This window comes from Lysinibacillus telephonicus (assembly GCF_039654155.1).
GTDB lineage: Bacteria > Bacillota > Bacilli > Bacillales_A > Planococcaceae > Ureibacillus > Ureibacillus telephonicus.
This window is the reverse complement of the sequence record NZ_CP155468.1, coordinates 1,615,001-1,627,439: the sequence shown is the minus strand read 5'-3', so window position 1 is coordinate 1,627,439 and position 12,439 is coordinate 1,615,001. Positions and strand designations below refer to the sequence as shown.

The following is a 12,439-nucleotide window of genomic DNA, read 5'->3' as shown; positions in this document are numbered from 1 at the left end:
CTATTAGGAACAGAAATTTGCTTTCCTAGGATAATAAATTACTATCAAAGTCTTGCTTATCTTTTACAACACTGATACTATTTTTAAATATTACAAAACAATTAAGTGAGTAGATTATGCATCTATTGGTTATGGTTTTGTTTTGTATCAATACAATAGCGGTGATTGCTATGGGGGCACTATAGCAGGAGCAATTTCTGGAGAGATCGCATTTTGCGACGCCGAAGGGTTCACAATCTCAGGCAAAAGGACAGAAAAGTAACAGATAAATTTATGCCTTAAAATTACGCCTTTGCGTAATTGCATCCGGATTTCGGACTCGTCTAAACATGAGTCAACTTCTTTATGTAATCCGTGACATCTGTCAGAGGCTTTATCATCATTCAGTTTTTACTGAATGAAAGTAAATTTGTTATTTTTTTATTGTCTAATGAGATGGGCTCGTACCATCTCATTTTTTATTTTTTTAAGTCTTAGTTAACTGTCATTTTTTGATTCATTCATTACAGAAGTTATTTAACTCTCTGCATAATCGATTAACATTAGAGGAAATTGATTTTGCAGCTTTAGATTTTGAATTGTACCAGTACATTTAAAATTTGACATCACTAAAGACTTATCTTCATTCAACTGGCTTATAATAACATTGAAATTGTACTTCATGGCCGACGCTTCGCCATCAAGCCGGTCTTTGCTTGCGTACACTAAAACTTAATGAATGAAGATGAATTAGAAGAGCCTGAATGGACCCCCTTTCCGTTCAACCGCAAAACAAAATTTTAGGGGGCATTCAAGTGGAACAACAAGAATTAAAACGAGATTTAAAAAACAGACATGTGCAATTGATCGCAATAGGCGGAACAATTGGGACTGGGTTATTTTTAGGATCTGGAGCGGCAATTGAAAAAGCAGGTCCCTCTATACTACTCGTTTATTTAATTATTGGGACTGCATTATTTTTTGTCATGCGTGCTTTAGGTGAATTATTGTTATCAAATGCTGGCTACCAATCATTCACTGATTTTGCAGTAGATTATGTTGGACCATGGGCAGGCTTTGTCACAGGATGGACATATTGGTTTTGTTGGATTATGACAGCAATGGCCGATATTATAGCCGTTGGTGTCTACGTTCGGTATTGGTTCGATATACCTCAATGGATACCTGCATTAGTATGTTTGGTGCTTTTACTTGGCTTAAATTTGCTAACAGTAAAACTGTTTGGTGAATTAGAATTTTGGTTTGCATTAATCAAAGTAATTACCATTATTGCATTAATTATTATTGGGATAATAATGATTATAATCGGATTCGAAACAAACAGTGGTACAGTTTCTGCAGCAAATCTGTGGAATCATGGTGGAATTTTCCCTAATGGCTTTACCGGCTTTTTATTTGCATTCCAAATGGTTGTTTTTTCATTTGTTGGTGTTGAATTAGTTGGCGTTTCTGCTGCTGAAACATCAAATCCACAAAAAAACATACCGTCTGCAATTAATAAAATTCCAGTTCGAATATTACTGTTTTATGTAGGGGCTATTTTTGTTATTTTATGTATTAATCCTTGGACTTCATTAAGTGCAAGCAGCAGTCCATTTGTACAAGTATTTTCTCTAGTTGGCATACCCGTTGCAGCTGGTATTATTAATTTTGTCGTACTAACATCTGCTGCATCTGCTTGTAACAGTGGATTGTTTTCAACTAGCCGTATTATGTTTAATTTAAGTAAAAATAAACAAGGCTCCTCAACATTTTCAAAATTAAATAAAAACCATGTACCAAGTAATGCATTGATTGTTTCAACAATCGTTATTTCAATTGGTGCGTTGTTAAGTTATGTGATTCCTGATACTGCATTTAGTATTGTCACTACAATTAGTGCAATTTGTTTTATCTGGGTATGGAGCATTATTTTAATCTCACATATCCGTTATAAGAAAATGCGTCGAGATTTACATGAAAAATCAACATTTAAAGCTCCATTTACACCATTTATTAATTATGTGGTACTAGTACTTTTTGCAGCAATTTTAGTCATTATGTTTATTTCTGCAGAAACGAGAACCGCTTTATTATTAACGCCTATTTGGTTTATTATATTATTAATTACGTACAGGTATAGAAAAAGCGCAAGGCAATCTTAATTGATTGCTTTGCCCTTTTTTCTTATCTGCATAAGCCAAGTTTTCTAATGCTTGGCGGAATTATTGCCAATTTTGGCGGATATTTTGCTGAAATTGGCGGATAAATTGACCATTTCGGCGGATAAAATTTGGATTGTTTTTTCAAAGTAAATTTTTAAAACTTTGAACCTTTATCTCCATATTTCTCAAGCAATTCTTCAAAACTCATATTTTTCTCTCGTTGCTTACGTTCAAAAGCTAATCTTGCTTGTCTTTCCTCTTCTTTTGCTTGTTCTTCAGCTACTAGACTCTGCTTTGCGGCTTTGAGTTTTGCTAGAATATCTCCATCCAGCTGATCCTTTAATGTAAGTGCATCATCGCTCGTTGATGCTTGGCTATTTAATTGTTTTTTCTTTTTTGACATCATGTATCACCTACTCAAAATTAATCATTCTTAATTAGTTTATCATGATTTGCAAAAACTCTCTTGAAAAACAGTTTGTATTATGAACTTAACTCATTCTAAAGACGTAATATAAGAATAATCACTGCACTTCGACAGTATCATAATCACTCTCTCCTCTCTATCTTCTATAACTACCTTAAAATCAATTTAATGGCGAAGTGAATAGTCCGAAGGTGAAATTTCAATACTAAAAATGAATCGAGGTGTTTTTAATGAAACGAAAATTTTTCTGGCTATCAAGTATTATTACAACTATTCTTTCATCGGCAACTGCAATTTTTGGCTTCGTTGCGACAAATCGCCTTATGTATATTAAAAATAAAGATGCTAATTTTATTTATGATCGTGAATTAAAAGCACAACGTTTTGATGAAGCATGGTTCCATAATTGTCCGAAAGAAGAGTTAAGTATTGATTCCCCAAACGGATATCCTATAAAAGGTATTTTCTTTATGCCTCTTCAAACCAAAAATACAATTATCATTTGTCATGGTGTAACAGAAAACAAAATTAATTCTGTAAAATATGCACGTATGTTTGAGCGGCTCGGTTTCAACTCATTTGTTTTCGATCATAGACGCCATGGTGAATCAGGCGGGAAAACGACAAGCTATGGCTATTATGAAAAATTTGATATTGCAGCAGTTGTCAAAACCGTTAAATCAATTGTCGGTGAAGATGCGATAGTCGGTATTCATGGTGAGTCGATGGGTGCAGCGAGTATGATCTTATATGCTGGGTTAATTGAAGACGGTGCTCACTTTTATATTGCAGACTGTGGATTTTCGAATTTTGCAGAGCTAATTTCTTATATTGTAAAAAAGGAAACAATACTACGAACAAAACTCCCCTTACATTTAGCTGATATTTTCCTACGATTACGAGATGGCTATTCCTTAAAAAGTGTGACGCCAAAAGAGGCTATAAATAATATTAAATCACCGATGTTGTTTATTCATAGTTTAGAAGATGATTTTATACTTCCTTATATGACAAAGGAAATGTTTGAAGTAAAAAGCGAACCAAAGATGCTAAAGCTTTTCGAAAAAGGTGCACATGCTCAATCGTTTAATCAAAATACAGTTGAATATGAAAATACAGTGTCCGAGTTTTTACAAAGATATATTTTTACAGATGAATCAAGCTCCCCTGCTGAAAAGGAAATATCATAAAGAAAAGGCCTTAGCATGCAATCGATTAAAGCTTAAGCGCATATCTAATCGATATGGCTAACTATTTTCCCCTAACCAGAAGGGGACTTTTATCAATATGATCCTCGAGGAGCTTGATATCTTATGCTAAACATTAAAGAAAGAGCGCTCCCTGGCAGGAACGCTCTTTCATTTTACCTTAAAAAAGTAAAACAACAGTTTGACCTATGTAAACTGTTGTTATGATTATTATTTACTTTGTAATTTGTTCATTTGAGCCATCATTTGACGAACTTGTTTTTCAGATGGTTTACGACCCATTTGAGCCATCATTACACGAATCATTTGTTCATTAATTGGTGGGTTTTCTTTTAAATATTTCATCATATATTGACGTGCTAAATAAAAACCAAGTGCAACGCCCCCAGCTAGAGCGACTATTACAATAATAATCCAAATCCAAGTTTCCATTGTGCCTACCTCCTCCACTTGCGAATTACTCCGAGATAAACTCTCCATGAAGGATTATACACTATTAACTGCATTGTTACTAGCTTTTCAATAGTTTTTTCTAGCAACAACACTTTTTTATAATAATTTTTAATTTAATAAGAAGCGTGTTTTATTGGTTTTAACCACCCACACTCTGATTCCTCTTTATTAAATGCAAGAAATGAATCATTCATTTGACTTAAGCTATGGAATAAATCTAGGTCCAACATACGCGATCCCTCGCAAATTGCTTCAATATAGTATGTGTAAACTTTTATTTTAAGCCCACCTTTTAATTGGTGTTCAAAACTTAAATAATCATCTACCCGTTCGATTGTTGGAAAACTTTTTTGTAAATGTTCATATATAATTCCTTGTACCAAATATCCTTCAATTGGTTCACAGAGATAGCTTAGCTGCTTGCTAATGGAGGACTCGAGAGTTTGCTCTTTTGCCGATACCATTTCAAGAAGCAATCTTTCTCTCCCAAATATAAAAGATTGGTACTGTTTTTTAATATTAAATATTGAATACGTTCTCATAGTTTGTCCTCCTCTCTTTAACCACATTATAATAGAACTCATTTAAAATTTTTGTCAGTTAGTGTCATGGTGCTCCTTCTATTTTTGTCAAAATACCATGAAAAGCTAAATTCATACAGTTTTCCTAGAAGTGTTCAGACTCAAGACCTAGTTCAAAATGCAATTGTAGGCTGTTTTAAGAAATTAAGTTGAGAGATAACATAAAGGTACAAACGAAAGGAGCAAAAGTAAATGAAAAAATTATTAATCTTATTGGTAGGAGTCATAGCAGCTATTGTTGCACTTTGTATGACAGGACCACTAATTGGGCTTGCTTTTTCAGCATTACTTATTTACTTAGGAATGCATTATTACGTTAAAGCAAAATCAGTCTTTACGAAAGTTTTATGGGTTGTAATTGGTTTAATTGGTGTATTTTCTGCCATTTCAAACGTTCCAGCTTTAGTCGGTCTTGCAGCATTAATTCTTCTATATGTCCTTTATAAAAAATGGAACAACGAAGAAGTATCATTTAGCACTTTAAAAGTTAAAGAAAATGACCCGTTTACTAACTTTGAAAATGAATGGGCAAAACTAACAAAATAAGGGGAGATTAACATGACAAGTTTATTAAAAAGATTTAAGTATTCAATAGAGGCGGATTTACATGAATTATTTGATAAAAAAGAGAGCAAAAATCCAATCGCAATGTTAAATCAATATATTCGCGAAGCCGAGAAACAAACTGAGCAAACTGGGAAATTACTTCAAAGACATTCTCAATTGAAAGAACAATTACAACTCGAATTAAAAGAAACAACGAATATGCTGGAAAAAAGAACAACCCAGCTTCAGCTCGCGCAACAAAGTGGTGAGGAAGATTTAATACAATTCGCATTACAAGAGGTTGAAAATTACAATACTCGTCAATTAACGCTTACCAACAGTATCGAGCATATAAATAAAGAGTTAATTCAACTAGAAAATAAATTTGAAACAATGAAACATAAAATTAAAGATATGAAAGTTCGTCAATTACAACTGATGGGTAAAGAAAACGTCAGCAGAGCTCACCATAAAATGGATCACATTTTACAGTCAAACAACGAAACAAACTTTGATGAGCTATCTTCTTATATTGACAATATTGCAAATAAAATAGAAAAAGATTACAAAAAAACTCAATTAGAGGCTAGATTAACTCAATTAGAAAATAAAAATACAACAATAGCTTTAAAAGAAGAAAACCAATCTAACGAAACACATTAATCATGTTATAATTACCAATTAGGAGAAGGCTTTATATAAAGGTCTTCTCCTATGGTGTTGTAAATAAATAGATTTTGCCCTTCATCTATGACAAACTTGTGAAAAGGAGAAACCATTTTGAACAGATTTAGTACGAACCAACTAACTTTAATCACAATTGTCGTATTATTAATTGTGTTCATGGAGCTCACAATTTTTAATAATGGTGGCGCCTTTTTACTTATTATTGGGGCGCTTTCACTCTATTATAGTTTTTCAAAAAAAATGAAAAGCTTATTTTGGACTGGATGTTTTTTTATTTTTTTAGCAATCTTAACAGTATGGAGCCTACGTTTGCTCATTGTTTGTGTTCTTATTTATATATTATATAAACATATAACAAAGGAACAAAAAATTGTTACGATTGATACTCAATCTTTTGAAACTGGCACTATTAGAAAAAATAATTTAATTGGCAGCTCATCTACACCCCTTGAAAATTACAAATGGCAAGATGTTAATATTCAGCAATTTATTGGTGATATTACAATTGATGTAACCGAAACAATTCTACCCGCTGGCACTTCTGTTATTACAGTTCGCCAGTCTATTGGTAAAGTGACAATTATTTTACCGTATGAAGTACCTTTCCGTCTTCAATATTCAACTGTTCTTGGTGAAGCGAAACTTTTAGGAAATTCCTCTAAACGTTTATTGAATGAACAGCTTATTTATGAAGATGGAAATCCAGACGACGTAAAACGAAACCTTGTCATCCATGTGGCAACTTGGCTTGGTGATGTGGAGGTGATTCGAAAATGATTTCTTTCGTCTTTCGCACCTTCACTATATTTCTGCTACTAAGTGGAATGATGTTTAGCTTTATCTTTTTATTTTTTGGTGAACCTAACGAAGATAACTGGAGTATATTATGGGAGCAGCAATATGAGCAATTACCTTTATTTGTAATCGTTATTATAATGCTATTATTCGTTGCTATTATTATAAGTATTTGGGTAAGTATTGCTGCAAAAACCAGAGAAAATGCTGCAACACGCTATGTGAAAAAATTAGTAGAACCCGACTTTTCATTAAAGAAAAAACATGTTCCACATGCTCTAAAAAAGGCTCTCCTCCAAACGAATAACTTAATTGAAACACAAAGGAAAAGCTTGCAGCGTTTATCAAATGAAAAAGCAGAAGCAAGCGATAAAATAATTCAAGAACGAATTGTTGCCGAACGTCAAAGACTTGCTCGTGAGTTACATGATTCAGTGTCGCAGCAGCTTTTTGCAGCATCTATGCTGCTATCCTCAGTAACTGAACAAGAAAATGAACAGGATCGTTCAAAAAATACATTAATGCAGGTTGAAAAAATTGTGCAACAAGCGCAATTAGAAATGCGTGCATTATTATTGCATCTACGACCTATTGCATTGCGAAACAATACCCTCGCACAAGGTTTGAGGGAGTTAATACTTGAACTTCAACAGAAGGTCTATTTTAATATTGACTATCAAATAGAAGAGATTGAGTTATCGAAGGCAGAGGAAGATCATTTATTCCGTATTGCCCAAGAAGCACTATCCAATACTTTACGCCATGCAAAGGCATCAGAAGTAGAGTTGTTATTAATTAATAGAAATAATTTTGCAATATTGCGTGTTCAAGATAACGGCAAAGGATTTAAAATAGAAGATGATAAATCCACTTCATATGGCTTGAAAAATATTGCAGAACGTGCAGTTGAAATAGGCTGTACGTATAAAATCGTTTCAGTGCCAGGTGAAGGAACAATTGTAGAGGTAAAAGTACCATTAACAAATAATTCTAATTCTACTGATATGAAAAATGAGCAGTTAAAAGAATCGGTAGAGGGTACAAAGTTGGAGTTAAATAGAACAAATTCTAATGAGGAATCTCATTGAGGTGATAAGATGATAAAAGTACTAATTGCGGATGATCATGAAATGGTACGGATTGGGGTTTCCGCCTATCTTTCTGCCCAGCAGGATATTGAAGTTGTTGGTGAAGCGGAAAACGGTGCTGAAGCCGTTGAGCAAGCACTTGCTTTAAAACCAGATATTATATTAATGGATAATGTTATGCCTGTTATGAATGGTGCTGAGGCAACTGCGCAAATTTTAAAAAAGTGGCCTGAAGCAAAAATTATGATGGTTACAAGTTTTCTAGATGATGATAAAGTATATCCTGCACTTGAAGCAGGTGCCATCAGTTATATTTTAAAGACATCCAACGCAAAACAAATTGCAGAAGCGATTCGGAAAACTGTTAACGGTGAGACAGTGTTAGAGCCTGAGGTTACAACGAAAATGGTAAGCAGAATGCGCAATGGAAATAGCTCCTCCCCTCACGAGCAACTAACAGAAAGAGAAATGGAAGTTCTCCTATTAGTTGCACAAGGGAAAACAAATCAAGAAATTGCAGATGAATTATTCATCGCCTTAAAAACAGTAAAAACTCATGTCAGTAATATTTTAGCTAAACTAGAAGTTCAAGATCGAACACAGGCCGTTGTCTATGCATTTCAAAATGGACTTGTGAAATAGAATAAGTAATTCTTAGAGTATTACAGAAAGATCTGTTTATCTTGATATGAACTTTCCCTAAATGAAAAGGCGTATTCGGCATACCGAATATGCTTTTTATTTAGGGAGCAGATAAATAAAATTCCACTCTCGTATTAACTCTTCAATCTTTAAATTTTTAGCGTCAATTCTAATAATGGATGGTTGCATAGGATGTCTCATAAAGATAATTTATATCTCCTAGCTAGCATGATGATTAGTCACTTTTTAATAACTTCTATGAAATGTTTTAAGATTCTAGCTGTTAATCCCCAAATTGTATATTTCTCATAATCATAAAACCATTCTTCCATTACGCGAGCTCCCCATTGATACTGTTCACCATTCATAATTTTTTCAAATGGAAAGTCTGATGAAGGCATTGGCTGGACAGATACCAAATGCATATACGGTTTATAGTTTAATAGCCATTCAACTGGCACTGTAAATACCTCTTCCACTTCTTCTTTGTTGTATGAATGAATCATCTGATTATAATCAATGGTTGCTATAAACGGGTAAACGACAAACGCTGGAGAAGCAATATAGGGACTTAATTCTCCAATAATAGTAACCTTTTTTGGATCAACACCTAATTCCTCATAAGTTTCTCGTAAAGCGGCATCCATTGGAGATGCATCGGTTGAGTCAATTCGACCACCAGGAAAGCTAATATCCCCTGGCTGTTTTCTCATATTAAAAGAACGTACCTCAAAAAGGACATGCCATTCTCCTTCTACTTGAACTAATGGAATCAAAACAGCAGAACGAAAAGCCGTTTCCTCCCCTATAAATAGGGATTGGTTTTGATTGAGCTGTAATTTTAGTCTATCTAAGAACATTAATCTTTTTCACCTCAATAATTTGTTATTTTAATGGTATCATTAAAAGTTCTATGGATAAAGAATATCCAAAGTAATCCTAAATGAATTAATACGGCTTTGAAATCCTCAAAAGTAAGAAGTAATATATCCCTACTATAATAAGTAAAATAACTATGTATTAATTACTTCAGTTAAAGGTGGGGTCCCTATTATTATCGTTACTACCGAAAATATTACTAACTATAAAGTGACAGAAGTTTTAGGTCCAGTATTTGGATTAACCGTAAGAGCAAGAGGAATTGGGAAAGATATTGTCGCATCATTAAAAGGGCTAGTTGGCGGTGAAATCAGTCAATATACAGAAATGCTTGAAGATGCTAGAAAACAAGCTATCGATCGTATGGTAAAAAACGCTGCTGAAATGGGTGCTAACGCAATTATTATGATGCGCTTGATTCAGGTGAAATCGGACAAAATATGAGTGAAATTATCGCTTATGGAACAGCCGTTATGGTAGAAAAGGAATAACTTCGATGAAATAGATTCCACAGTATCCACGCCTTAATTCTTTTTCCTTTAATTATCTAATCATGGATTATATACTCTTCAAAGCAAAACACGGCAAGCAAGTACCAAAAGGCAAATTGCAAACTAAAGAGTGCGACTTAAAGTAGTGCTTTTAATGTCTATCGATTATTCTACTCACAAGAGACATTCCCCAACCGTTGTCCGTTGGGGCTTATATTTTCTATATAAAAAACCGCTGAATCTCAGCGGTTTCATTTGCGAAGCGACGTCCTACTCTCACAGGGGGTGCCCACAACTTCCATCGGCGCTATCTCGAAGCGCGATAACACATCGGATTCCTGCGTCAACTTCGTCAGTGCGGTGCTCACGTACTGTGTACGCTGCGCTCCCCTCTTCCTCGTTTCCTTGAACTCCTCGGTTCTCGCGCTTCTCGAATCAATTCTTATTTATTATTTCTTAGTATTCTTTTTTCAATTTTAATATGCGCCGACCAAACCTTCGGTTTTTGGTAGTTGGGGGCTTCCTTTTCTACATAAAAAAACCGCTGAATCTCAGCGGTTTCATTTGCGAAGCGACGTCCTACTCTCACAGGGGGAAGCCCCCAACTACCATCGGCGCTAAAGAGCTTAACTTCCGTGTTCGGTATGGGAACGGGTGTGACCTCTTTGCCATCATCACTTCACTTGCACATGGATGTGCTGGCTTCGCCGTTGCAACAGGATGTTGCGCTCTTAGGCGAAGTTCCTTTATTAAATTGAGAGTTCGTTCTCTCAAAACTGGATAAAGACATTGAATACGTTCAAAATTTTGGTTAAGTCCTCGATCGATTAGTATTCGTCAGCTCCATGTGTCGCCACACTTCCACCTCGAACCTATCTACCTCATCGTCTTTGAGGGATCTTACTTACTTGCGTAATGGGAAATCTCATCTTGAGGGGGGCTTCATGCTTAGATGCTTTCAGCACTTATCCCGTCCACACATAGCTACCCAGCGATGCCTTTGGCAAGACAACTGGTACACCAGCGGTGTGTCCATCCCGGTCCTCTCGTACTAAGGACAGCTCCTCTCAAATTTCCTACGCCCACGACGGATAGGGACCGAACTGTCTCACGACGTTCTGAACCCAGCTCGCGTACCGCTTTAATGGGCGAACAGCCCAACCCTTGGGACCGACTACAGCCCCAGGATGCGATGAGCCGACATCGAGGTGCCAAACCTCCCCGTCGATGTGGACTCTTGGGGGAGATAAGCCTGTTATCCCCGGGGTAGCTTTTATCCGTTGAGCGATGGCCCTTCCATGCGGAACCACCGGATCACTAAGCCCGTCTTTCGACCCTGCTCGACTTGTAGGTCTCGCAGTCAAGCTCCCTTGTGCCTTTACACTCTACGAATGATTTCCAACCATTCTGAGGGAACCTTTGGGCGCCTCCGTTACCTTTTAGGAGGCGACCGCCCCAGTCAAACTGTCCACCTGACACTGTCTCCTACCCCGCTAAGGGGTATGGGTTAGAATTTCAACACAACCAGGGTAGTATCCCACCGACGCCTCCCTCGAAGCTGGCGCTCCGAGTTCTCTGGCTCCTACCTATCCTGTACAAGTTGTGCCAAAATTCAATATCAAGCTACAGTAAAGCTCCACGGGGTCTTTCCGTCCTGTCGCGGGTAACCTGCATCTTCACAGGTACTATAATTTCACCGAGTCTCTCGTTGAGACAGTGCCCAGATCGTTACGCCTTTCGTGCGGGTCGGAACTTACCCGACAAGGAATTTCGCTACCTTAGGACCGTTATAGTTACGGCCGCCGTTTACTGGGGCTTCAATTCAGAGCTTCGTGATGCCACTAACCCCTCCTCTTAACCTTCCAGCACCGGGCAGGCGTCAGCCCCTATACGTCACCTTACGGTTTTGCAGAGACCTGTGTTTTTGCTAAACAGTCGCCTGGGCCTATTCACTGCGGCTCTCTCACGAGAGCACCCCTTCTCCCGAAGTTACGGGGTCATTTTGCCGAGTTCCTTAACGAGAGTTCTCTCGCACACCTTAGGATTCTCTCCTCGACTACCTGTGTCGGTTTGCGGTACGGGCACCTCCCGCCTCGCTAGAGGCTTTTCTTGGCAGCGTGAAATCAGGTACTTCGCTCATACGAACTCCCCATCACAGCTTGGCGTATTAGGAAGCGGATTTGCCTACTTCCACGCCTTACTGCTTGGGCGCGCATAACCAACAGCGCGCTTACCCTATCCTACTGCGTCCCCCCATTACTCAAACGGCGGGGAGGTGGTACAGGAATATCAACCTGTTGTCCATCGTCTACGCCTGTCGGCCTCGACTTAGGTCCCGACTAACCCTGAGCGGACGAGCCTTCCTCAGGAAACCTTAGTCATACGGTGGATGGGATTCTCACCCATCTTTCGCTACTCATACCGGCATTCTCACTTCTAAGCGCTCCACCAGTCCTTCCGGTCTGACTTCAACGCACTTAGAACGCTCTCCTACCACT

At 37.1% G+C, this 12,439-nt stretch carries 11 protein-coding genes, 2 rRNA genes, 1 pseudogene and 1 riboswitch (1 of these 15 only partly in view); of the genes and pseudogenes, 8 read left to right on the top strand and 6 right to left on the bottom strand.

What is annotated here, in order from left to right; genetic code table 11:
- The first annotated feature begins 187 nt into the window (after positions 1-187).
- Positions 188-264, top strand: a riboswitch (glycine riboswitch).
- Positions 265-794: 530 nt separating this feature from the next.
- On the top strand, positions 795-2,144 hold the full coding sequence (locus MKY04_RS07690; RefSeq protein WP_126295663.1) for an amino acid permease: 1,350 nt from the start codon (positions 795-797) through the stop codon (positions 2,142-2,144).
- Positions 2,145-2,298: 154 nt separating this feature from the next.
- Here MKY04_RS07690 and MKY04_RS07685 read toward each other — a convergent pair whose 3' ends face one another.
- The gene (locus MKY04_RS07685) at positions 2,299-2,547 is read right to left on the bottom strand and encodes a YqkE family protein (RefSeq protein ID WP_126295664.1); all 249 of its coding nucleotides are present in this window, start codon (positions 2,545-2,547) and stop codon (positions 2,299-2,301) included.
- A gap of 254 nt (positions 2,548-2,801) precedes the next feature.
- Here MKY04_RS07685 and MKY04_RS07680 point away from each other — a divergent pair, with 254 nt between their 5' ends.
- Positions 2,802-3,761 (top strand): alpha/beta hydrolase, encoded by a 960-nt coding sequence (locus MKY04_RS07680; protein WP_126295665.1) that lies wholly within the window; start codon positions 2,802-2,804, stop codon positions 3,759-3,761.
- A 228-nt stretch (positions 3,762-3,989) separates the two neighbouring features.
- Here the strand turns inward: MKY04_RS07680 and MKY04_RS07675 are convergent, their stop codons facing one another.
- Together MKY04_RS07675 and sirA are read right to left on the bottom strand one after the other, a co-directional pair.
- Entirely contained in the window at positions 3,990-4,211 is a 222-nt protein-coding gene (locus tag MKY04_RS07675) for a YneF family protein (RefSeq protein WP_126295666.1), read from the bottom strand.
- A gap of 134 nt (positions 4,212-4,345) precedes the next feature.
- Complete coding sequence (sirA, locus tag MKY04_RS07670) at positions 4,346-4,774, bottom strand: sporulation inhibitor of replication protein SirA (RefSeq protein ID WP_185807795.1); 429 nt, start codon at positions 4,772-4,774, stop codon at positions 4,346-4,348.
- 231 nt (positions 4,775-5,005) lie between these two features.
- Here sirA and MKY04_RS07665 point away from each other — a divergent pair, with 231 nt between their 5' ends.
- The 5 genes from MKY04_RS07665 to MKY04_RS07645 all read left to right on the top strand — a co-directional run bounded on the left by MKY04_RS07665 (position 5,006) and on the right by MKY04_RS07645 (position 8,571).
- Positions 5,006-5,359: an ABC transporter permease gene (locus MKY04_RS07665; RefSeq protein ID WP_126295668.1), complete on the top strand. Its 354-nt coding sequence runs from the start codon at positions 5,006-5,008 to the stop codon at positions 5,357-5,359.
- A 12-nt stretch (positions 5,360-5,371) separates the two neighbouring features.
- Positions 5,372-6,022, top strand: a complete 651-nt coding sequence (locus MKY04_RS07660; RefSeq protein WP_126295669.1) for a PspA/IM30 family protein — start codon at positions 5,372-5,374, stop codon at positions 6,020-6,022.
- 117 nt (positions 6,023-6,139) lie between these two features.
- The gene (gene liaF, locus MKY04_RS07655) at positions 6,140-6,823 is read left to right on the top strand and encodes a cell wall-active antibiotics response protein LiaF (protein ID WP_126295670.1); all 684 of its coding nucleotides are present in this window, start codon (positions 6,140-6,142) and stop codon (positions 6,821-6,823) included.
- Positions 6,820-7,929 (top strand): sensor histidine kinase, encoded by a 1,110-nt coding sequence (locus MKY04_RS07650; RefSeq protein WP_126295671.1) that lies wholly within the window; start codon positions 6,820-6,822, stop codon positions 7,927-7,929. The genes liaF and MKY04_RS07650 overlap by 4 nt, the downstream gene beginning before the upstream one ends.
- Before the next feature lie 9 nt (positions 7,930-7,938).
- Entirely contained in the window at positions 7,939-8,571 is a 633-nt protein-coding gene (locus MKY04_RS07645; protein ID WP_126295672.1) for a response regulator, read from the top strand.
- A 239-nt stretch (positions 8,572-8,810) separates the two neighbouring features.
- Here MKY04_RS07645 and MKY04_RS07640 read toward each other — a convergent pair whose 3' ends face one another.
- Positions 8,811-9,431, bottom strand: coding sequence for a CoA pyrophosphatase (locus MKY04_RS07640; protein WP_346235596.1), 621 nt, complete (start codon positions 9,429-9,431; stop codon positions 8,811-8,813).
- Between the two features lie 190 nt (positions 9,432-9,621).
- Here MKY04_RS07640 and MKY04_RS07635 point away from each other — a divergent pair.
- A pseudogene (locus MKY04_RS07635) lies at positions 9,622-9,941 on the top strand (YbjQ family protein).
- A 566-nt stretch (positions 9,942-10,507) separates the two neighbouring features.
- On the opposite strand, the gene rrf reads toward MKY04_RS07635, so the two are convergent.
- Both rrf and MKY04_RS07625 read right to left on the bottom strand, forming a co-directional pair.
- Positions 10,508-10,623: ribosomal RNA gene (gene rrf, locus MKY04_RS07630) — 5S ribosomal RNA — on the bottom strand.
- 125 nt (positions 10,624-10,748) lie between these two features.
- A 23S ribosomal RNA gene (locus MKY04_RS07625) occupies positions 10,749-12,439 on the bottom strand (it continues 1,231 nt past the right edge of the window).